This window comes from Streptomyces echinoruber, assembly GCF_014651135.1.
In the GTDB taxonomy this organism is placed as follows: domain Bacteria; phylum Actinomycetota; class Actinomycetes; order Streptomycetales; family Streptomycetaceae; genus Streptomyces; species Streptomyces echinoruber.
In genome coordinates this window covers 130,530-152,479 of the sequence record NZ_BMWH01000001.1, presented here as the reverse complement: position 1 = coordinate 152,479, position 21,950 = coordinate 130,530, and the positions used below count along the sequence as shown (strand labels likewise).

The following is a 21,950-nucleotide window of genomic DNA, read 5'->3' as shown; positions in this document are numbered from 1 at the left end:
GCGTTCGCCGGCGAAGTCTACGGTTCGACGGCCTTCGGTTAGGCGGCAATTGACGTCCCGTCCCCTCGCAGTACGGTCTTGTCCACTCCCGAACACGAGGCACGACCGCTTTCGACACCGCGGGGTGACGGCCGGGCCCTCGAATCGTCGGTGCACCGGAGGTCGCGAGCCCGGGCGCGATGTCAGTGACCCGACCTGATCTGCTCCCCGCGCCCGTTCATCTCGCACCGGGAACCGCGCGGACCGGAGGAAGGACGCAGCAGCGCGCGCACCGCATTCGGCCCACTCTCCCCACACCTCGATCATCGAGCCGATAGGTTGCGTACCATGCCTGGCCGTCTCCTCGAACTCCACGTCGAGAACTTCCGCAGTCTGCGCGACGTGACCGTGCCGCTCGGTCCGCTCACGGTGTGAGTGGGCCCGAACGGGGCGGGCAAGTCCAACGTGCTGAAGGTGTTCGACTTCCTCGCCGACATCATCCGCACCGACCTCCAGCCGGCGCTCGACACGCGTGGCGGATTCGACGAGGTGGCCTTCTGGGGCGGCAATAGGCCGCCGACCTTCCTGCGCATCCAGCTCAAGGCGACCTGGACGACCAACTCCACCCTCAACGCGCCGGACGAGTACAGCCTCACCATCCGGCGCCGCTCCCTGCGCTACAAGCGGACCGGTGAACCGATGGCGTACACCCTCTCCCGCGAGGAGAGCTTCGCGTTCAAACGCAGGCAGGGACGCGGCAGGCGCATCACCATCTCGGGTGAGGAAGCGCGCATCCTCGACGTGCGGGCCGGCCAGAGCGAGGACAGCGGCAGCTTCGGCATCCGGCGGCTGAGCAGCGGCCTGTCCACGCTTCCCCGGCTCGGCCCCTCGGACGGCGGCGACGAGGTGAAGGAGACCGTCGAAGAGTCCGAAGCCGACCGGCCTCGGCACCCGCTCGGGCCGACCACCAGGCCGTCCCCGTTCCGACTCCGCCAGGCCGCCGCTCGTCGGCAGATCTCTGGTGATCATCTCCGATCATGGTGTCGCCAGGGCAGCGGCGGCTGCTCCGACCATGGCGCCGGAACGACGAACGGCGGGCCGGGGGCGGATCAGACACCGGACAGCGTCGTCGCCAGTGACCGGAACCAGGCGCCGTAGGAGAACGGCTCGGGCGGGCCGACCTCCATGCCGAGTTCGGCGGCCGCCAAGGCGTAGTCCCCCTCGTCCAGGGGGAGGGCGAGCAGCTCGTGGAGTTCGCCCACGAGGCGTGCGACCAGGTGGGGGTCGGTGGTGGCGGCGTAGTCGGCGACGGCGGCATCGTGGTCGGGGAACTCGTCGACGATGTCCTGCGAGAACCAACCGCCCAGCAGTTGCGCCGTTTCCGGGAAGCGCGCGTGCCACTCCCAGTGCGTCTGCGGGGACGACGGTTCCGGGACGTCGCCTTCCTCGACACTCCTCCTCAGGTGGTCGGCCAGTACCAGCAGCCAGTCGCCGATCCTGGACTCGGGCATCCCGGTGTCCGGGATCGCGTAGAACTCGCCCAGCTGCTGCCGGATGCGGCCGGGAGGGTTGCGGCTGTACTCGCGCAGCTGGCGCTCCGCCTCCGCGATGGCCCAGGGGCGGGTGTGCCAGGTGTGGCGGAGGTACGCGTCCAGCGCGCGGCTGCGCCGCTCCGGGGTGTCGTCGGCCGGCTGCCCCAGGTAGGCGCGCATCACCTGGTCCAGCTCGCCGTACCGGCGGTCGTGTTCGAGGGGCTTCATGGACACGTGCGGGCGGCTCCTACAGGTAGAACGGAAGGGTCGTGTGGACGACGAAACCGTGCGGGCGCGACGGCTCACGACGCAGCACTACGCGCGCCGCACGGACGTCGACGGGCCCGCGCCCGGCCAGCAGGTCACCCTCCAGCTGGACCCGGCCCACGGGCTCCTCGCGGGACGGCCAGGCGGCCTCAATGGTGAGACGGGCCCGGGTGCCCTGGGCGAGCCAGCGGTGGATGACCTGCTCGTTGGCGGTCACCACCTGCTGGGTGGCCCAGTGGGCGGTCTCCCGGTCGGGGTAGGAGGCGGAACGGGTCAGCACGGGAGCATCCTCTCAAATCAGATCATCCGGTCAGAAGCTGTGCTCTGACGGATCAATAGTCGGAGAAGTTCCAGAACATGCCCACCTCGGTGTCCGAGACGACGATCAGGCCGCAATCCTCCGAGTAGACGTCGCTCAGAGGGGCGTAGCCCCAGTGCGATGTCGTGAAGTCGAGTGTGCCGGGCACAGTGCCGGGCCTGTCGACGTTCGTGTGATAGGTGGCCTCGTCCCCGTACCGCGCGAGGACCGTGCGTGCCATCGCTCGCAGTTCCTCCTCGCTCTCCGTGAAACGCTTCAGGTTGGACAGGGTGCAGCGATCATCCGTGAGGGCCAGAAGCAGGTTCTCGGCGCTGGCCCGGTCGATCTCGTGGAGACGCTGCGCGATGTACTCCGGGGGGTGGACGGCGAACGGGAACGTGGGGGACCCGTCGTGCTCCGGGCTCTGTGCCGCGTCGTCGAGGCCGTTCCAGCCCCGGGGGTCCGGGACGGCCCGGGCCATCAAGGCGATGACGTCGAGGACCCAGTCCTCGTGGCGCCGCGGACCCGTGGCGTCGTACGGGTACGCGTCCTCGAACAGGTGACGTACCGCGGCTTCCCAGGACGTCTGGTCGACGGACATGTGGTGCTGGCCTTTCTCAACGGGCGCTAGGACCGGGAGGGCATCGACGTCATGACGGTGAACGGCGGGGTCCGGCTGCTGTCATACCGGATCCGCGTGTCGATGCCGTGCACGTCGTACGCCTTGGCGTTCATGCCACCCTGTTTGTACCCGGACAGCGGATCGTTCGGGTCCACCGGCTGCTTGAACACGCTGCGGCCGCTGGTCTCGCCATTCGGCGCGACCGAATGAAAGTCCTTGACGCTTCCTTCTTCCGGCGGCGGCGGGCCTTTGATCCACGCCTCGATGGCGGCCTTGTTCCGGTTGAGGTTGTACTCGGTCAGTTCCTCTGCCCGCCGGTAGTTCGGGAAGGCGGACGCGGCGCCGGGGTACGGCTTGCCGTACGGCCAGGCCGTGGTCGGGTTCGGGTTCGTCTGCTGGTCGCGCAGGCGCTGCGCCAACTGCTCGTCCGTCTTGCCGACGTGCTTGTCCAGGGTGTGACCGTTCTCCAGGTACTCGTTGGCGGCGAGGTTGAGATCGTACTTGCCGGCCGAGTCGACCCTCAGCCAGACCTGCGAGTCCTTGAACTCCTCCAGGGACCTCATGCCGAAGCCCTCCGCCCGCGCCTCCTGGGCCTCGAACTTCGGGGCGCTCAGGTACGCCTCGTCCAACGGCCCCATGAGCGCGTCGAGCTGCGGGACGAGCGCGTCGACCCGTCGGTTGTACTCGGTGACGATCGCGTTCAGCCTGGCGGTGTCCATGTTCAGGACGATGCCCCAGCCCAGCTGGCTCGCGCCCTTGGCGACCCCCTTGGCCACGCCTTTCAGCAGGCCCTTGACGTCGTCCATACCGACGCCGTCCTTGAGGTCGATCTCCACCTTGGGGATCGCGTCGCGCACGGCCTCGATGTAGACGTTCCAGACCTCGCCGTTGAGGTAGACGGCCGCCTCCGCGAAATCGTAGAGGAGATCACTGACCTTCCGGGCCGTGTCGAACAGCACGGTCATCACGGGATGGGTGGCGGTCTGCGAGGAGGCGCGGTCGTGTTTCCAGTTGTAGTTCTCGCGGTTCCCGCCCCACGCCGTCGTGCCCCACAGCGAACTGCAGAACTGGCGCATCGCGTCGTACCACTCGCTGTTGGTCTGCTGCGTGATGCTGCTGATGTTCCCGGACAGCCCGCTCTCCACCGTGGAGAGCGTGGTGGTCGTCGCCATCCACGCCTTGGACAGCGAGTTCAGGTAGTGCTGCTGTGGAAACGGATAGACCTCGGCGACCTTGCCCATCCGGAAGGCGTGCTTCACCACCGGTCTCAGCACGTCCCGGACCGGCTCGGGCACCCACTCGAGGAGCCTGCGGACGAAGTCGTCGCCGCCGTCGTCGTCGCCCCACTTCAGGTTCGGCACGGAACCGTAGGCGGGCGGCTTCTCGATGACCTCCGGCAACGGCTGGACGACCGGCTTCGTCTTCCCCGTGGGGTCGTTGGCCGCCTCCGCCTTCGCGTAGGTGTTGGCCGTCGAGGTGAAGCCGACCGCCGCGCCCCCGATGCTGACGACGCTCTTGGCCCACACCTCGAGGAAGCGATTGCCCACCTTGGCGTACGACGTCGCGAACGCCTGGGGCGAGGTGCCGTAACCACCGGCGTCCGGGTACTTGTGCAGATCCTCGAGCAGGGTCCTGGCGCCCTTGTCCATCACCGTCTGCTGACTCGCCACACCGCCGGAGACTCGGTAAAGGTCGGTCGGCTTGACGTCGATGGTGCCGCCCTGACCCGGCGGTGGCGTCCCCATCAGCCGACCCCCCAGCCGCGCAGCACGGCCTGGTGCGCCGCCGCGTAGTTGAGGTGGCTCGTGGTCGCGCACTCATGCAACCACTTCTGGGCCGCCTGGAGGTCCTGGGCCGAGCGGTCCCACTCGTCGAGCTTCTCGACGAAGACCTCGCGGGCCTCCCCCTCCCAGGACAGCACGACCGGCACGACCCGGTCGCGGAGGTCGTCCAGACTGCCGTTGAGCTTCTTGAGGATGTCCTCCAGTTCGGTGGCGAGTTCGCGGAGGGTGGCGAAGGAGACGGTTATGCGGCCGTCGTCCGTGCTCCCGTTCGGCATGGTTCCCCGTTCCGTAGGTGTCGTCGCGGTGGCGGCAGGCAGCCTCGGAGAGGTCGTCAGAGGGAGTCGAGGCTGCTGCGCGGACGGGCGGGCCCGGCCGTCTCCGGATGCGATGTCGACAACTTGTCGACCTCGCTGTCGACGTCCACCGGAACGCTCTGCAGCCGGGCCACCACATCCAGTTCCCGTTCCGTGAAGCCGTCCCGGCTCAGGCGCACGGCCTGCTCGAGGTGCCGGATCACTTCACGGATGCGCACGGCGTCCTCGGCCGCCGCCCGGTGGAAGGCGCGGTACGCCGTCGCCGCCGGTCCTCGCCACCCCGCTTCGATACGGTCGACGATCGCGTCCATCCGCCTGACCTGCTTGTTCAGGTAGTCCTGCATGGCGTGGAGGTCATCAGCCAGTTTGGCGAGGTCCTGACTCGACACCCTCAGATCGGCGCCGCCCTCCCGGCCCGCGCCTGCACCACGTACGCCCACTGCTCTTATCTCTGCCCCCGTGACCTCAGCGTGACAAGCTCGTGCGCGCAGTGATCCTGAGTGATCCTATCCGCGCGCTTCCGCGAGGCCGACGACGGCCCCGAGGAGGGCAACCGGCGGGCAGACGATGTCGGCCACGGACATCACCGGGCACCCGAGTCTCGTCCGCACCGCGCGGCCGGAGTCCGGGATCCGGCCGCGCGGGTACCAATGTCCGAGGTGGGCGCTATTTTTGACGCTGATCGTCACGGTGCCCTCGCCGGCTGTCACGGCGCTGCGCACCGGGCGGTTCCGGTACCCGTCCTGCCCGAAAGGTCCTCGTGAAGCCCACCCTGGCCGCCGCGCAGCTCCGCGGCAGTCTGACGCAGTACCTCACGACGACGTACGCGCTGGCCGACGAGGACACGCGGCTCGCGCTGGAGCGGTTCCTCGGGGATCCGGAGACGGGCATCTTCCGGGGGCCGTACCTGCGGATCAGGACGCCGTTCCACCCCGCCGGCGACGGGTGGCGGTCGGCGCTCGAATGGCATCCGTCGTTCACGCCGTGGCGGCACCAGGCGAAGGCCTGGGAGCGGCTGAGCACCTTCAACGGGCCGGCCGAGCCGACGCTTGTGACGACCGGCACCGGGTCCGGCAAGACCGAGTCGTTCCTGATCCCCGTGCTCGACCACTGCCGCAGGCAGAAGGCGATGGGCCGGCGCGGGGTGAAGGCCGTGCTGCTGTACCCGATGAACGCGCTCGCCACCGACCAGGCCGGCCGCATCGGCGACTACCTGGCCCAGCCGGAACTGGCCCAGGTGACGGCCGGCCTCTACATCGGCGACAAACCGGACACGGACTTCCGGCGGGTGATGACGCGGCGCGAGGAGATGCGCCAGTCGCCCCCGGACGTGCTGATCACCAACTACAAGATGCTGGACCTGCTGCTGCAGCGGGGCGAGGACCGGCCCCTGTGGGAGGGCGCGGACCCGGCGTACGTCGTGCTGGACGAGTTCCACACCTACGACGGCGCGCAGGGCACCGACGTGGCGATGCTGCTGCGGCGGCTGGCGGCGGCCGTGGGCGCCGCGAAGCCGGGGCGGCCGCTGGGCTCGATCTGCCCGGTGGCGACCTCGGCGACCCTCGGCGAGGGCGGGGGCGACACCGGGGGCATCCTCACCGTCGCCGAGCAGGTGTTCGGCGTGCCGTTCGGTCCGGACGCGGTGATCGGCGAGGAGCGGCTGAGCGCCGACGAATTCGTCGGCGACATCGACTACGAGCTGCCCGAACCCCCGAGCCCCAAGGAGGTCATCGACGTCTCGGGCGGACCGGGCGTGGAGTCCGACCCGGACCGGCTCGACCTGGACGGGCTCGCCGAGCGGCTGCTGGGGCGGCGCGGCCTGGACGCCTTCCAGATCGGCCGGCTGCTGAAGAAGCACGACTTCACCCACGGCGTGCTCGCGCTGCTCAACGGCGAGCCGCTCGACGAGTGGGGGCTGCGGGACCGCATGGCCCGCTTCGGGTACGCGTGGGCGCGCACCGCGCGGGAGAACCCGCGGCTCGCGCTGGAGGCGCTGTCGCGGTTCGTGGCGCTGCTGTCGTCCGCGCGGGATCCGGCCTCCGACGAGCGCCGGCCGCGCCCGCTGCTGCACATCGAGGCGCACCTGTGGATCCGGCCGGTGGGACGGATCCTGAGCGGGGTGGGCGCCCGGCCGGAGTTCCGCTGGTACGAGGACGAGCGGACCGTCGCGCGGCGCTCCGCGCTCACCGCGGCGTCCGCGTCCGAGGACCCGGCCGACGACGACGCGTGGCCCACGGCGGACTCCCGGCGGCCCGAGGCGCTGCCCGGCGCGGACACCGTGCAGCGGCCGGCCCAGGCCCACCTGCCCGCGGTCTACTGCCGCGTGTGCGGCCGCTCGGGCTGGGCGGCCCTGTCCCCGGAGGCCGACCCGCAGAAGCTGGAGACCAGCCCGACGCGGATCTGGCAGGCCTCCGTGGGACGGGACAAGCGGCGGCTGCGGTACTTCATCTCGGCGACGCCCGCCGAGGCGCGGGACGCCCTCGCCGCGCTCACCGGCACCGCGCCGAAGCAGGCGGGCGGCGTCGACCCGCAGTCCGTGGTGGTGCTGGACGGGGCGCAGGGCACCTACCGCATGCCCGTCGCCGAGGACGCCGACGGGCTGCAGGACGCCTGGTTCGCGCGGGCCGTCCTGGACAAGAAGACCGCCGACCAGGCCGCCCTGGACGACACCTGCCCGGCGTGCAACACCGACAACGGCATCAGGTTCCTCGGCACCGCGCTCGCCGCGCTGGCCTCCGCCACGGTCACCCAGCTCTTCACCGGCGGCCACGAGATCGCGCTGGCGCCGGAGGAACGCAAGACGCTGCTGTTCAACGACTCCACGCAGGACGCCGCGCACCGGGCCGGGTACGTCGCCAACGCCTCCTACAAGTTCTCGCTGCGCTCGCTGCTGGCGCACCAACTGGACGACACCGGCGCGCCGCTGCCGCTCAACGACCTCATCGGCGACGTCCTGGACTCCGTGGACGACCCGCAGACGCTGGCCGCGGTCGTGCCGCCGGACCTGCACGACGAACCGGGCGTGGACCGGCTGCTGTCGGGGCGCGGCACCGGGGACGCGCGGACCTGGAAACTCATCGGGGAACGGCTCGCCTTCGCCACCGTCATGGAGTTCGGGCTGCGCTCCCGGCTCGGGCGCACCCTGGAGCTGACCCGGACCACGGCCGCGGAGGTGGTGATCGCCGACCCGGACCGGATCGCCGCGCTCGCCCGCGACCTCCACCTCGCGCTGCCCGGGCAGCTGGGGCTGGACGGCGGCCTGCCCACGCCCGACCGGTACCTGGCGTACGTGCGGGGGCTGCTGGAGCGGCTGCGGCTGCGCGGCGGCGTGCGGCACCGGTGGCTGGACACCTGGATCAGGGAAGCCGGCGTCAACCAGTACCTGATCTCCGGCCGGCGCCCGGAGGGGATGCCCGCCTTCCCCGAAGGGCGGGTGGCGCCGCCGAGGTTCCTGCTCGACGGGCCCAAGGAGAAGACGAAGTTCGACACCATCACCGGCCGGAACAACTGGTACCAGGACTGGACGCGGCGCTGCCTCGGCCTGGACGCGGCGCAGGCGACCGAGTACCTGCGCAGGCTGCTGCCGGTCCTCGCGGACGAGGGCGTGCTGTCGGTGCGCACCGCCAAGGACCGCACGACGCGCGTCTACGGGCTGCAGCCGGGCCATATCCACGTGCGGCTGCTCACCGACGACCTGGTCAACAAGGCGTTCGTGGCCTGCGAGGAGTGCGGCTGGCAGCAGGTGGTGCCGCCCGAGCGGCGCACCCGCTGGTACGGGCACCCCTGCCCGCGCTGGCGCTGCACCGGCATCCTCACCCCGCCGCAGCACGACACCTCCTCGGCCGGGGCGGGCGGCGACGGTTTCGGCGGAAGGCTCGAACGCGACTACCGCGCCGACTACTACCGCCGCCTGTACCTGACCGGCGGCACCTACCGGGTCGTCACGGCCGAGCACACCGGCATGCTGACCCGGCCCGAACGCGAGCGCGTGGAGCGGGCGTTCCGGCAGGGCGCCCACTACACCGACCCCAACGTGCTGTCCTGCACGCCCACCCTGGAACTGGGCATCGACATCGGCGACCTCTCCGCGGTGCTGCTCGGCTCGCTGCCCGGCGGCCCGGCGAACTACGTGCAGCGGGCCGGGCGGGCCGGGCGCCGGACCGGCAACGCCCTGGTGGTCGCCTTCGGCGGGCGCCGGGCGCGCGACCGGTACTACCTGGACGACCCGACCGAGATGATCGCCGGTGACATCGTGCCGCCGGGCTGCTACCTGTCGGCCGTCGAGATCCTGCGCCGCCAGTACACGGCGCACCTGCTGGACCGGGCGGCCCGCGGCGAGCTGACCACCTCCGACGGCGAGCCGCTCATGCCGGTGCCGCGCCTGTCGTCGGCGCTGTTCGGCACGACCGGCTGGTGCCAGGACCTGGCCGACGCGGCGCTCACCCACGGGGCGCGGCTGGTGGAGGAGTTCCTGGCGCTGTTCCCGCAGGCCGGCGGCGGCCCGGACGACGACCGGGGGGTGTCCGCGCACGCCGCGGACGAGCTGCGCGCGTACGCCACCGGCGGCATCGCGCGCGCCCTGCAGGAGGCCGAGGAGGAGTGGACGGCGCGCCGCGAGGAGCTGCGCCGCCGCATCGCCGCCATCGACACCGCCGTGGACGGGCTGCTCGCCGAGGACCGCGAACAGGGCGCGGAGCGGCGCGAACTGCTCGCGGAGCGGCGCGCCACGGTCGAGCTGCTGCGCGAGCTGAGCCAGACCAGCGCGCACAACGCCCTCGTCGAACTGGGCCTGCTGCCCAACTACAGCCTCACCGACACCACCACCTCGCTGGAGGCCACCCTCTACTGGAAGGAGGCGCCCGGGGACGACGAGGACGCCCCGGCCCCGGAGGGCGACGACGAGCGCCGGGACTGGGTGTACCGCAGCGAGGTGCGCGACTACGACCGCTCCCGCAAACTGGCCCTGACCGAACTCGCGCCCGGCAACAGCTTCTACGTCAACGGCTACCGGCACGTCGTGCGCGCCCTGGACATCGGCAGCCCCGAGCGGCGCGCCTGGGAGGTGTGGCGCCTCTGCCCGGCCTGCGGGTACGCGCGCACGCACGGCGACCCGCAGCACGACACCTCGCCGTGCCCGCGGTGCGGTTCGCGGGAGATCGCCGACGCGGGCTGCGTGCACCGCGTGCTGAAGCCCCGGCGGGTGATGTCCCGGGACAAACGGGACGACGCCCGGGTGCGGGACGACCGCGAGGAACGGGACCGGAAGCGGTACGCGGTCCTCACCACCGTCGACATCGCCCCGGCGCACCTGGCGGCCGGATCGTGGCGGCACGACACCGCGGTCTTCGGCGCCGACTTCACCCGCAAGGCCGTCGTCCGCACCCTGAACCTGGGGATCGACCGGCAGGACGGCAGCAGCACGGTCCCGCTGGCCGGGGCCGACGTGCGCCTGAACCCGTTCTACGTGTGCGCCAGTTGCGGCGGGGCGACGGCCGACGGGCAGCCGGTCGTCGACCAGTCGCAGCACGCCCTCACCGCCTCGCTCGCCCGCTCCACCCGCGCCAGCGCCCACCACCAGCTGTGGTGCCCGCGCCGGCGGCTGCGCGGCAGCGGGGAGGAGCAGGGCGCCGGACTGGACGTACCGCTGCTGCTGGCGCACGAGCTGACGACGGAGGCCGTGCGCATCCTGCTGCCGGCGTCCGTGGCGCGTGCCAAGGAGCGGCTCGCCTCGTTCACCGCCGCGTTGTTCGCGGGCATAGCGGCCCGCTACGGCGGCGACCCCGACCACATCGACATCACCGCCGCCTCCATGCCGGACGGCGAGGACCGCGAATGGCCGCGCCGGTTCCTCGTGGTGTACGACCGGCTGCCCGGCGGCACCGGGTACCTGCACCGCCTGGCGACCTCCGACGGCTTCCGCGAGGTCCTGCTGAAGGCCCGCGAGGTGATCGAGAACTGCGACTGCCTGAGGAAAGGGCTCGACGGCTGCCACCGCTGCCTGCTGCTCCGCGTGCCGCCGGCCGACTACGACAAGGTCAGCCGCAACGAGGTCCGGCAGATGCTCGACGAGCTGCTCGGCGCGGACGGCGAGCGCTGGCGCACCTCGCCCGTCGCCACCACCCAGCACATCCCGATGCACCGGCAGGCCGAGAGCGACCTCGAGGTGCTGTTCATCGACACGCTGCGCGAGTGGGCGGCCCTCCCGGAGAGCCGTGCCAGCGGCGACGCCTACATCACGCCGGCCGGCACCCACGCGCTGGACCTGCGGCTGACCGCGGCCGACGGCACCACGCTGAGCTGGCGGGTGTCGCAGCAGCGCGCCCTGGACGGCACCCGCCCCGACGTCCTGTTCGAACGGGTCGACGCGCCCGGCCCGCGCGTGGCGGTCTACCTGGACGGCTACGAGTTCCACGCCGGCCGCGAGCACAACCGGGCCGGCGACGACGCCGACAAGCGCACCCGGCTGCGCGCGGAAGGGCTGCGGGTCTTCCAGCTCACCTACGGCGACGTCAAGGAGTGGCAGCGCCGCGTCCGGGACACCGGCCACGCGGGCGCCGGCCCGGCCCGCCCGGTGTGGGAGCCGTACGGCGACCAGGCCCGCGGCAAGGCCCGCGACTACTACGCCAAGGTGCGAAGCGCCCTGCCCGGTGAACTCGCGGAGACGGTGTGGGTCAACCCGGCCGTGCAGCTCGTCGAGTACCTGCGCCTGCCGGACGCGAAGCGCTGGCAGTGGCGGGCGGAGGCAGCCCTGGCCGGCTTCATGGGCGCCGGGGCCCGCCCCGTCGCGCTGGCGCCGGAGGTGCTCGGCGAGCAGATCACGGCGGCACTGCGCGGCACGGCGCCCGCGGGGCCCCGCGGCCCGGTGCAGCTGTTCACGGTCACCGACGGCTCGGGGCTGCCGCTGGTCCTCGCCGCGGACGGCCGGGCCAGGCCCCCGGTGTGGACCGGCATCGCCCTCCTCGACGACGCGCCCGGCGTCCACGCCCAGGAGGAGGCGCACAAGCGCCGTTGGCGGGCCTGGCTGTACTGGTCCAACCTGCTGCAGTTCCTGGACAGCGGCGGCGGTGACGCCGTCCAGCTCACGACCAGCCGTCTCGACGCATTCCCCGTCGAGACCCTCGCGGTCACGGGCGGGGGCGGCGTCCTGGAGAGCGTCCGCCTGGAGAGCGTCCGCGCCACGCTCGCCACCACCGTGCCCGCCGGCGGCACGCCGGCGCCGACCGGGATCGTCGCTCCTGCGCCGCAGGCCCCGGCCGCCGCGGAGGAGCCCGCGGCGGGCGCCGCCACGCCTGTCCGAAACCCCGCGTGGGACCGGGTCATCGAGTATCTCGACCCGGACGAGCCCGGCCTGCTCGCGCTCGCCGAGACCCTCGCCGCGCGCGGTGCCCCGGTCCCCGAGGACGGCTACGAGCTCGACGAGAACGGCTGGCTGGCCGAACTGGCGTGGCGGGAGGCACGCGTCGGTGTCGTTCTCGCCCCCCGCCCGCCGGAGGGCGAGGACGAGGACCCCGAGGCCGCCGACCGCGACCGCGCGTTCGCCGCGGCCGGCTGGGAGGTACGGCCCGCCGCCGCCTGGACCGCGGAGGAGATCATGGCCCGCCTGAACGGCGCACCGCCGTCCGGCGACCGGCGGCATCGTGACCTGCCCGACGGCACCACCACGGAGAACGGGGAGAAAGAGCAACCGTGACCGGCAAGAACGTGACGCTGCGCCTGCTCGACAAGGCGGACCGGGAGATCCTCAAGCTCCCCCGCCCGGTCAAGGGCGCGATCTACGACTTCCAGCACAAGTTCAAGACCAACCCCGACTCCGCCGGCCTGCGCCTCAAGCAGTTGCAGGGGCACGACAAGCTGTACTCGGCACGCGTCAACGACGAGTACCGGGCGCTGCTGCTGCGCCTGGCCGACGACGACTGGCTGATCGTCTCGGTCAAGCACCGCAAGGACGTATACGCGCACCTGGACCGGCTCACCTACTCGGTCAACCGCGTCACCGGCGGCATCGAGTACGTGGACCTGCAGGTCGTGCAGGAGGAAGTGCTCAACTCCCCGGTCTCGCGGGCCGCCGCTCCCGCCGAGCCCGCCGCTCCCGCCGAGCCCGCCGCTCCCGCCGAGCCGGTCGAGCCCGCCCGTCCCGCCGAACCGGCCGCCCCGGAGCCGCTGTTCGCGAAGTGGTCGGAACAACAGCTCACCGACCTGGGTGTGGCCCCGTCCCTGATCCCGGTCGTCGCCGCGCTGACCACCGAGGACCAGCTCCTCGGACTCGTCGAGTACGCCCCCCAGCTCACCGGTGAGGTGCTGCTGGCCCTGTACGACGGCAAGGCGTACGACGACGTCCTCGAGCAGGTCACCGCCCCCGTCGCGGCGCCGGAACCCGTGGACCCCGAGGACTTCCGGGCCGCCGCCGAACGTCCCGCCACCATCGTCACCACGACCGACGAAGCACTGCGCGAGGCGCTGGAGGGCGAGGACTTCGGCCGCTGGAAGGTGTTCCTGCACCCCACCCAGGCCAAGCTGGTCACGCGGGACTACAGCGGTCCGGCGCGCGTGGGCGGCGGACCCGGCACCGGCAAGACAATCGTGGCGCTGCACCGGGTCAAGCACCTGGTCGAGCGGCTCCCGGCCGGCCGGAACAAGCCGGTTCTGCTGACCACGTACAACAAGAACCTCGCTGCGGACCTGCGGTCGCGGCTGCTCGCCCTGGGCGGCGAGACGCTGCTGTCCCGCGTCGAGATCAGCCACGTCGACCAGCTCGCGCTGCGCACCGTCCGCGAGGCGGAGCCGGGCAACCGCAAGCGGATCATCGACGAGGCGCAGGCGGTGCGCGAATGGCGCTCGCTCCTGGACGAACTCGGCGAGGACCGCTGGGACGCGGAGTTCCTGAACGACGAGTGGACGCAGGTGATCCTCGGACAGGCCGTCACCTCCCGCACGGAATACTTCCGGGCGCGCCGCGCCGGACGCGGAGGCACGGTCACCCGTGCCGAGCGCGCCGAGATCTGGCAGCTCGTCGAGCGGTTCACCCAGCGGCTGGACCGGCTCGGAGTCCAGACGTGGGACCAGATCGCGGAGCGCGCGGCGCAGTTGGAGGTGGCACGCGCCCGGCGCATCCAGGCCCTCGACCGCCGGCGGGAGGAAGCGGGCGGCCTGGACAACATCCACGTGGCCGACGGTTCGGGAGGCTGGCTGCGCTACCGGTACCGGCACATCGTCGTCGACGAGGCCCAGGACCTGCGGCCCGCACACTGGAAGATGCTGCGCGCGATGACCGCCCCGGACCGCAACGACCTCTTCCTGGTCGGTGACACCCACCAGCGCATCTACAAGAACCAGGTGACCCTCGGCAGCCTCGGCATCAACATCCGCGGCCGGTCGTCGAAGCTGTCGCTGAGCTACCGCACCACCCGGCAGATCCTGCGCTCCGCGCTGACCCTGCTCGGCGACGAGACGTACGACGACCTCGACGGCAGCTCCGAGACGCTGGCCGGGTACCGGTCCGTGCTCAGCGGGGCCGTCCCGGACCTGCACAGGCTGAACGACTGGGAGGAGGAGCGCGAGGCGATCGCCGCGCTGATCGAGTCCTGGGGCCAGATGCCGCACGAGCAGATCGCCATCGCCGTGCCGACCAACCTGATGGTGAGCGAGGTCATGAAGACTCTGGCCCAGCACGGCATCCGGGCGCTGGAGATCGGGCCGGACGGCCCCCGCGGCGACAGCGGCGTCCACGTCGGCACGATGTTCCGTTTCAAGGGGCTCGAGTACCAGCGCATGATCATCGCCGGGGTGACCGACGGCCTGGTGCCGCGTGCGAGCGTCCGGCAGCGGCGGACCACGGACCCGGCCCGCTACCGGACGGAGATGCAGCGCGCCCGGTCCCTGCTCTTCGTGGCGGCCACCCGCGCCCGGGACAGCCTGGACATCTTCTGGCACGGGGAGCCGAGCCCGTTCCTCAAGGAACTGATCAAAGTCCGGCCGCCGGTCGCGGCATGAGCGGCCGCCGGCATCGTGCCGCGGTGCGCCCCGGATCTTCACGAGCCTTCTAGCGCGGCACCACCGGCCCTTGGGGCACGAGGAACGGCCGCCGGGGATCCTCCGGCGGCATCCTGCGGGTCGCGAGGGCCGGATCGGGGGCCGGCAGGTACGGGGCGAGGGCCGCGTACACCTCCGCCGCACTGCCGGGACGGTCCTCGCGGCGCTTGGCGAGCAGCGCGTGCAGCAGTTCCTGGAGCGCGGCCGGGACATCGGCACCGTGGTCGGCCGGCCGGGGCGGGGGCGCGGTGAGGTGCCGGGTCACCAGTTCGGCGGGGCTCTCACCGTGGAAGGGAGGGCGGCCGGTGAGCATGTGGTGCAGCAGGCACCCCACCGCGTACAGGTCGCTGCGGCCGTCCAGCGGCTTCTCGCCGGCCAGGAGTTCGGGCGAGGCGTAGGCCACGTTGCCGAGTGTCTCGCCCGTCATGGTGAGCTGCGGGTCCGTGTCCGAGAGGACCTTCACCAGACCGAAGTCGAGGATCTTCACCAGACCGCTGGTGCGGACCATGACGTTCTGGGGTTTCAGGTCACGGTGCACGAGGCCGGCCGCGTGCGCGGCGGACAGCCCCGAGCACAGTTGCGCGGCCACGGAGACCGCGGCGGGCACGGGCAGGCGTCCTTCGTCGGCGCCGTCGATGACGTTGTCGAGGGTCGTCCCGTCGACGAGCTGCATCACCAGGCAGCAGACGTCCTCGGTGACGGCCGCGTCGTACACGGTGGTGATGTTGGGGTGGTCCAGACGAGCGGCGGCCTTGGCCTCCCTCTCGAAACGTGCCAGGGCGGTGGGGCGCCAGTCGGGCAGGGCCAGAAGATCCGCGGCGACGGTCTTGACCGCGACGGGACGCTCCAGATACACGTCCGTCCCCTGCCAGACGTGTCCCATCGCCCCTCTGCCCAGAATCCGGTCCAGCCGGTACCTGCTGCGCAGAACCTTGCCCGCGGCGAACTGCTCCACGTTCCCTTCCCTCAGTGAGTCCCAGCGGTCTGTCGGCGCACGGACCGCCCGGCTGGAAGGCCCGCCGCCGGCAGCCCGCGCGGAAGAAGTCAACCAGCCCCGTACGCGGACCGGAAAACCCCCAAGGAGCACCGAGGACGGGCTGCGCACCTGCCTCGGCACCTGCGTGGAGGCCACCGACCTGCCGACCGGGCGGGGGTCATGCTGTCGGCACGTCGTCATCGACGGGGCCCAGGACCTCTGGCTTCGTAGGCGAAAAGGACACCGTCGGTATCCGAGTTCGGCCACCATTCGTCAATCCCAGAGCCCGAAAATGTCGGTGAGATGAGAAGTGATACCACTGCGAAGTGGACGGGGCCGGCTTATTCGGCGGGTTCGGCGATCAGCGCCGTACCGATCTTGCGGAAGCCGAGTCGGGCGTAGACCCGCGCGACGTCGTCGTCACTTGCCGACAGAAAGACGGTTGCCGCACCCCGCGATCGGGCGTCGGCCACCAGTACCGCGGTGACCGCGAGTGCGAGACCACGACGGCGAGCTGCGGGGAGCGTTCCGACGCCGACGATCTCGCTGATTCCTGCGAGCGGTTGGTGCTGGCCCGCGGACAGCGCTGATCCATGCTCGACAGCTGCGGCGACCGCCGTCAGACCTGCCCGGATACGCACGATCGTGCGTTCCACCGATCCGTCGGCGACACGAGCGTCGATCGCTTCCGCCAGTTGTGGTGTTCCCGCGAGACCGACGTGGGTTCCAGGCTCGGCGAAGGCGAGGTGAGGAACGGCCAGCGCGCTGGGCAGTATCGGATCGTCCGCCCCTACGATTCGCACGGATAGGTTGCCGGACAACCCCTCCAATGGCGCTGCGGGAGTACCGGGATCGAGCACCATCAGCGGATGTTCGCGGACCACGAGTCCCGACTCCTCGACTGCTGCCCGCAACGTGGGCGTGGTCTCCGCGACCCATTCGAAACTCTCCGGGATCCCCAGTTCCCGCTGGCGGGAACGGACCTTCTGCACATCGGTGGCCTCCAGCGGTCCGGTCCATCCCCGTGCGGGACGTGCGTAGAACGGCCAGCCCTGGCCCTCTCGCACGAACAGAGTCAGCGGCCCGTGGTCCTCGACTCGGGCGCCGTGGCGCGGAACCGCGTCGTAGTAGTCCTCAAGCCGGTCCAGCAATGCCCGCTCAGGGTGATCGTCAAAATCAGCAGAGGTCACGCCGGGTATCCAAGCAACAGGGCACCAGCGACGCCACTTCATTTCAAACCGCCTGCAGGGGCCTCGGCCGGAAACCGCTGCCGAGGAGGGCTTCTTCGTCGACGGCGTCTGGGGCGCCCTCAAGGGCCTCGGCCACATGGTCAACGTCTTCGACTGGGACACCTTCACGAAGACGTGGAAGGGCATCGGCGACATCTTCGGCGGTGTCAGCGCGTACATCATGACGCCCTACGACTGGGCCATGGACAAGATGTTCGGCCCGGCCGACCACAGCGACACCGACCGCCAGAAGAAGGCCCTGCGCGATTTCGGCAAGTCTCTCGTCGCCTACGACGAGTGGGGCGAGAACCCCGCCCGCGCGGGCGGCACCGCCGCCTTCAACCTCCTCACCCTCGGCTCCGGCGCCTTCCTCAAGCTCGGCAAGGCCGGTTTGGCCGCCAAGGCCGGCGAGGCGGGTGAGGCGGGCGGGGCGGCCTCTGCGGTCAGCCGCGTCGCCAAGGTCGCGAACGCCTTCGGCAAGGCGGGCCGGCTCGTCGACCCCATGACCTACGTCGGCAAGGGCGCGAGCTTCGCCAAGCTCAAGGTCGGCGACCTGATGGCGGGCCTGAAGGGGCTCCACTCCGGTGCCGCCGACGACTTCCTCCACGGCGCCGGTTCGCCCGAGATCCCGGACACGCACGCCCCCGTCACCGTCTCGGACAAGTCCGTCCGCTACCCGGACGGCTCGATCCTCCACGAAGACGGCACCATGGTCTCCCCGGAGGGCAAGCCGCACCAGAACCCCATTCCGGTCGAGTCCTCGGCCGCGGACCGCCTGGCACGGCACGAGATCTCGCCGCCGCACACGCCGGCCCACGCGGACCAACCGGTGCCGACGCATGTGGGCGGCGGCACCGGGGCCGAGGCCGCCTCCCACGCGAGTGGCCACGGCGCCCTGTCCGGGTCACCCCACGGCGCCGCTCACGCAGGAGGCGACGCCGGACACGGCGCGAACAGCGGTGACCACGGCTCCGGCCACGGGTCCGGGGACCACGACGCCGCAGGCCACGGCGGTTACCACGGCCCCGCCGATTCCGGAACGGGGCACGGCGGCGGTGGAGATCTCCACCACGGCCAGCATGGCCAGCAGCCAACGGACCACGTCGAGGAACCGCCCGCCCCTAAGCCGAGCGGTCACATCCCCGAGCACACCTTCGACCACGTGCTCAAGGGAGAGCTGAAGTATGGCAAGAACGGCCAGCCCCGGGTCGTCGGATATCATTTCCGTCCAGGCGGTCGCGATCCCTACGGCGTAAAGGTTCCGAAAATTCTTGAAATCGATCACAAAACGGGGCTGACGACAGGCAACGTGTGGATGCGCGACCCGCGTACTGGCATCTGGGTGATGAAGCGGGCCAAGTCGACTTTCTTCCCGCCGACGTGGACGGAGCGCGAAGTTCGGCGGGCGATGGTCAAAGCATTCGAGAACAGCCGGGTGATCGACCCCGAAGCTCATATGTGGAAAGGCGAATACAAGGGAATCACTTTTGAAGGCTATTTCGACCCCGTCACGGGTGACGCGACGACCGTCTACCCGATCATGCCCCGTGAGTAAGCACCAGAAGGAGAACAGCGCGTGATCCGCACCAAGTATTATACACAGGACGAATTCAGGACACCGCGCTTCAATGGCCCTGCAGAGCTCAAGGTTCTGGGGCAATGGGTGACTGCCGACATCCAACTCTCCGCGCTTTCTATTCTGGAAGCGATCGATCTGGTAAGAATGGCGCAGGCCGACCCGGATTTCCCTCCGGAGGAAATGGATGGAAACGCCCACACCGCCACCTTCAGTCCCCAGGGCGTGACCATTGAAAACAACTTCGTGGAGCACGTACAGGGTGAATTCCCACTGGACACGACGTTGGCGGTCCTGCTTGACTTCTGGGACTATTACGCGCTGGCGCGCCCCACAAATATCGCCTCCCACTGGGAAGAATACGTAAAGGAGAATGGACGGGACCCGCTCGCGGGGCTTCGAGAGATTACGGCGTGATTCACCCTCTCAAAGCCCCTGAGGGATTCCTTCGACAATCCGGCGTTCATGCGAGCACGGCCGCCCGGCCGCAGCACGCTCGTCCGTCGCAGCGAGGTGAGCAGGCTCGTCCGGGCGGCGCTGGCCAAAGAATCGACGACCGACCACGGGGAAGACACGGGGGCACCGCATGACCAAAGACGTGATCGCACTGACCGACCGCATGCCGGACGCCTGGAGCGTTCTGGCCGGCCTCCTCGCCGGCGGTCCCGACCTCCATGTGCGGTCCGCCGCCGAAGGAGCGGTCATCCAGCTCTGCGACGCGCAGGGCCGCCCCCTGGTCTCGATCGAGGCCCCGCTGCTGCTCCATGTGCCGGGGGAGGCGCAGCGGCTGCTCGGCGCCACGGGTGCCGTCGACGAGCAGAAGTGGTGGACCGAGGCCCGCGCCTCCACCGCGGTGCCCGGGGCCGAACGGCTGGCGGGAGTCTTCGCCGCGCGCCTTGCGACCCTGCTCGGCGGTACCGTCTGGCCGCCGGACGCGCCCGGCGCCGACGACCCGGCCCACCCCGTCGACACCTCCGACATCACGGCCGTTCCCACCCCGGCCGCCGCACAGCCCGCCGTCGACGTGCTCACCGACAAGGTCGCCGTGGTCCTCCAGGACCGGCCGGTCATCGGCATGACCAGCTGGCTCTCCGAGGCCCTGCGCGCCGCCCTGGAGAGCGAACGCGCCCTCCAGATCGTCACGCCGCGCCACTGCCGGCTCTCCCTCCCCACCAGCACGGCGCTCACCGGCCCGCCCACGCGCTGGGTCGTCCAGGACCCCGACTGCGGCTACTACGACGGCCTCACCGGCGCCGTCCTGCGCTGGCGGGACGGCGCCTTCCAGGCCGTCAAGGACGCCGACGGCGAGGCACCGGTCGCCCCCGCCTTCACGGACGTCGCCCGCACCGGGGAGCGCCAGCTCCTCCTCGGCTTCCGCACGGTCCACCGGCCCGACGCCCACTTGGTCCTCGGCGGCGCCCTGGAGGCCGCCTGGCAGGCCCTCGCCGGCGAACCCCCCACCGGCTGGGGCACCGCCGAACCGGCCAACCTGCCGTGGTCGCGGCACCGCCTCACCGACTTGGCGTACGAGCGCGCGCCCCGGCCCACCTGGACCGTCGTCGTCGGCTCGGCCGACCGGCCCGCCCTGGCCACCTTGCGCGTGCTGCGCACGCCGGAGGGGGTGGAGGAGGACGTCACCCTCGCCGTCGGCTTCCGCGATGGCGAGAAGCCGCCGGTGTCCGCTGTCGCGGACCTGGCCGCCGAGCTCACCGCGCGGCACGGCCTGCGCACCCTTCTCGCGCGACTGCGCGAGGCCCGCGCGGACCTCACCGTGCCGCCGCACTTCGAAAAGCCGCCCGTGCCGTTCGGTTTCGCCCTGGGCCCCGCCGAAGTCGCCGAGGCGGGCACCGGCCTCGCCGCCCGCCCGCCGCTTCCCGCCACCCCGGTACGACTCGGCACCGCGGCCAGACCGGGCTACTACTACCCGTTGGGGGACGGCGAGTCGGCGCAGGGCTGGACCGTCTTCGAGACGCTGCTGCGGCACCTGCGAGGCACCCCGTAAAGGGAAACGGGGCACCCACACGCCGCGTACTCCCACCGGCCCGCGGCCGGGTGCCGCAAGAGGTCGGGCCGGCCGGCAGGTCCAAAACCGCCAACGCGCCGACCACGGCCTCCTCGACCCCGCGACCAGGACCCTGACCGCGGACACGGCCCAGGCGGAAAGGATCACCGTCAGCCGGCCGAAGCCCACCGAACCGCCACCGGAGGAAGGAGCCAGGCGTAAGGCACCGCAACGACAAATACCCGCTCCGGTCGAAGGCCGGAAGCGGGTGTCCATCGCCCATGCCTGGGAGCACAGCCGGGTGCGGGAGCCGGGCCGCACGGCTATCGGTCCGGTCACCGACAGGCGCCCTGTGCGGCGGCCGCTGACGCTCACGATCGCGGTACGGCCGCACCGACCTCAGGTGCGTCCTGTGGGCGGCCGGCGGGACCCGGCTTCGTCCTCGAAGCCGATGCAGCCTCCGCGGGCCGCCCGGACTCTTTTACCTCGGCTACCTCGGCCGCCCAGGTCGCCTCCTTGCAGGAGTCAGTCCGTCTCCCTCCGCATGCCCCACACCACGGGATACGGGCACCGCTCCGGGCCCGTCAGGGACTTCGAGCCGAAGTCGGTAACGCAGGCGCTGCCTGTCCCCCCCGGCCGGGCCCCTCGGATAGGAGGGAGCCCGGCCGGGGATCAGCGGCGTCATGGCCGCCGAGTCGTGATCGGCGACCGGTCCCCTCCATCAGGGGGTCCTGTCCGGCGGAGAGGTACGCCTTCCGGGTCAAGGTGCGGCTGCGCACCGAACCGGAAGTTCCGGGAGAAGGGGTCTACCAGCCGTTCACAGAGGTGTCCGGAAGTCGCGCCGGTACCACACCAGGGGTGAGGCCGCCGTCCCTTGCCTGTGCATTCCGGAAAGCTCCCCGATCAGCAGCGTGTGGTCGCCGACTGGTATGCGACTGGTCACAGCGCACCGCAGAGCGACGGTGATGTCAGCGAGGTACGGCACGGTCGAGTCGGGCCAGTCCGCCAGGCGCACTCCGGAGAACCGGTCCACCCCGCGGGTGGCGAAGGTCCGGGCCAGATCCCGATGGTCGCTTCCGAGGATGTTGATGCTGAATTCGGTGACCTCGGACAGCGCCCCGAAGCAGCTGGACGTATGCGCTATCCCTACGAGCACAAGCGGGGGCTCCAGCGATACGGACGTCACGGAACTGGCGGTGAACCCCCACAAACGCCCATCGGCGTCCCGTGCCGTGATGACGGTCAGTGGAGCCGCGAGGAACGACATCGCCTCGCGGAACTCCGTACTGCCCGAAGCCGGCGGACTGTCTCCGACCTGTGTGCTCACCATGGTGCACCTCCC

At 71.2% G+C, this 21,950-nt stretch carries 14 protein-coding genes and 2 pseudogenes; 6 read left to right on the top strand and 10 right to left on the bottom strand.

All coding sequences use genetic code 11. The annotated features are described in order from the left end of the window. Positions 1–414: 414 nt before the first annotated feature. Positions 415–921, top strand: a pseudogene (locus tag IE225_RS00610) (AAA family ATPase); the annotation flags it as partial. A gap of 167 nt (positions 922–1,088) precedes the next feature. On the opposite strand, the gene IE225_RS00605 reads toward IE225_RS00610, so the two are convergent. Genes IE225_RS00605 through IE225_RS00580 form a run of 6 tightly spaced genes read right to left on the bottom strand, consistent with a single transcriptional unit; the run spans position 1,089 to position 5,185 of the window. Continuing rightward, on the bottom strand, positions 1,089–1,745 hold the full coding sequence (locus tag IE225_RS00605) for a contact-dependent growth inhibition system immunity protein (RefSeq protein WP_190055257.1): 657 nt from the start codon (positions 1,743–1,745) through the stop codon (positions 1,089–1,091). A 13-nt stretch (positions 1,746–1,758) separates the two neighbouring features. Then, positions 1,759–2,058 (bottom strand): RNase A-like domain-containing protein, encoded by a 300-nt coding sequence (locus IE225_RS00600; protein WP_190055256.1) that lies wholly within the window; start codon positions 2,056–2,058, stop codon positions 1,759–1,761. A gap of 52 nt (positions 2,059–2,110) precedes the next feature. Beyond that, on the bottom strand, positions 2,111–2,677 hold the full coding sequence (locus tag IE225_RS00595) for a hypothetical protein (protein WP_190055255.1): 567 nt from the start codon (positions 2,675–2,677) through the stop codon (positions 2,111–2,113). A gap of 26 nt (positions 2,678–2,703) precedes the next feature. After that, positions 2,704–4,443: an RNase A-like domain-containing protein gene (locus tag IE225_RS00590; RefSeq protein ID WP_190055254.1), complete on the bottom strand. Its 1,740-nt coding sequence runs from the start codon at positions 4,441–4,443 to the stop codon at positions 2,704–2,706. After that, complete coding sequence (locus IE225_RS00585; protein ID WP_190055253.1) at positions 4,443–4,757, bottom strand: WXG100 family type VII secretion target; 315 nt, start codon at positions 4,755–4,757, stop codon at positions 4,443–4,445. The genes IE225_RS00590 and IE225_RS00585 overlap by 1 nt, the downstream gene beginning before the upstream one ends. A gap of 56 nt (positions 4,758–4,813) precedes the next feature. Then, complete coding sequence (locus IE225_RS00580; RefSeq protein WP_190055252.1) at positions 4,814–5,185, bottom strand: WXG100 family type VII secretion target; 372 nt, start codon at positions 5,183–5,185, stop codon at positions 4,814–4,816. A 371-nt stretch (positions 5,186–5,556) separates the two neighbouring features. Here IE225_RS00580 and IE225_RS00575 point away from each other — a divergent pair, with 371 nt between their 5' ends. Both IE225_RS00575 and IE225_RS00570 read left to right on the top strand, forming a co-directional pair. After that, positions 5,557–12,486: a DEAD/DEAH box helicase gene (locus IE225_RS00575; protein WP_190055251.1), complete on the top strand. Its 6,930-nt coding sequence runs from the start codon at positions 5,557–5,559 to the stop codon at positions 12,484–12,486. Beyond that, complete coding sequence (locus tag IE225_RS00570) at positions 12,483–14,786, top strand: UvrD-helicase domain-containing protein (RefSeq protein ID WP_190055250.1); 2,304 nt, start codon at positions 12,483–12,485, stop codon at positions 14,784–14,786. The genes IE225_RS00575 and IE225_RS00570 overlap by 4 nt, the downstream gene beginning before the upstream one ends. A 49-nt stretch (positions 14,787–14,835) precedes the next feature. On the opposite strand, the gene IE225_RS00565 is transcribed toward IE225_RS00570, so the two are convergent. Further along, positions 14,836–15,780: a serine/threonine-protein kinase gene (locus tag IE225_RS00565; RefSeq protein ID WP_190055249.1), complete on the bottom strand. Its 945-nt coding sequence runs from the start codon at positions 15,778–15,780 to the stop codon at positions 14,836–14,838. A gap of 362 nt (positions 15,781–16,142) precedes the next feature. Continuing rightward, entirely contained in the window at positions 16,143–16,991 is an 849-nt protein-coding gene (locus IE225_RS00560) for a GNAT family N-acetyltransferase (RefSeq protein ID WP_229879095.1), read from the bottom strand. Between the two features lie 136 nt (positions 16,992–17,127). On the opposite strand from IE225_RS00560, the gene IE225_RS00555 reads away from it, so the two are divergent. The 3 genes from IE225_RS00555 (at position 17,128) to IE225_RS00545 (ending at position 20,608) form a co-directional block, all read left to right on the top strand. Then, the gene (locus IE225_RS00555; protein ID WP_190055247.1) at positions 17,128–18,585 is read left to right on the top strand and encodes an EndoU domain-containing protein; all 1,458 of its coding nucleotides are present in this window, start codon (positions 17,128–17,130) and stop codon (positions 18,583–18,585) included. Positions 18,586–18,606: 21 nt separating this feature from the next. Further along, positions 18,607–19,023, top strand: coding sequence for a hypothetical protein (locus tag IE225_RS00550; protein WP_190055246.1), 417 nt, complete (start codon positions 18,607–18,609; stop codon positions 19,021–19,023). A 169-nt stretch (positions 19,024–19,192) separates the two neighbouring features. Next, positions 19,193–20,608 carry a DUF6177 family protein gene (locus IE225_RS00545; RefSeq protein ID WP_190055245.1) on the top strand — a complete coding sequence of 472 codons (1,416 nt, stop codon included), beginning with the start codon at positions 19,193–19,195 and terminating at the stop codon, positions 20,606–20,608. Positions 20,609–20,902: 294 nt separating this feature from the next. Here IE225_RS00545 and IE225_RS34200 read toward each other — a convergent pair. Together IE225_RS34200 and IE225_RS00540 are read right to left on the bottom strand one after the other, a co-directional pair. Next, a pseudogene (locus tag IE225_RS34200) lies at positions 20,903–21,126 on the bottom strand (IS630 family transposase); the annotation flags it as partial. Positions 21,127–21,425: 299 nt separating this feature from the next. Then, on the bottom strand, positions 21,426–21,938 hold the full coding sequence (locus IE225_RS00540) for a flavin reductase family protein (RefSeq protein WP_190055244.1): 513 nt from the start codon (positions 21,936–21,938) through the stop codon (positions 21,426–21,428). Positions 21,939–21,950: the final 12 nt, after the last annotated feature.

Bases quoted from the DNA above. Each gene is read 5' to 3' on its own strand.
- IE225_RS00540 (WP_190055244.1), bottom strand. From the start codon at position 21,938: ATGGTGAGCACACAGGTCGGAGACAGTCCGCCGGCTTCGGGCAGTACG.
- IE225_RS00585 (WP_190055253.1), bottom strand. From the start codon at position 4,757: ATGCCGAACGGGAGCACGGACGACGGCCGCATAACCGTCTCCTTCGCC.
- IE225_RS00590 (WP_190055254.1), bottom strand. From the start codon at position 4,443: ATGGGGACGCCACCGCCGGGTCAGGGCGGCACCATCGACGTCAAGCCG.
- IE225_RS00545 (WP_190055245.1), top strand. From the start codon at position 19,193: ATGACCAAAGACGTGATCGCACTGACCGACCGCATGCCGGACGCCTGG.
- IE225_RS00595 (WP_190055255.1), bottom strand. From the start codon at position 2,677: ATGTCCGTCGACCAGACGTCCTGGGAAGCCGCGGTACGTCACCTGTTC.
- IE225_RS00555 (WP_190055247.1), top strand. From the start codon at position 17,128: ATGGTCAACGTCTTCGACTGGGACACCTTCACGAAGACGTGGAAGGGC.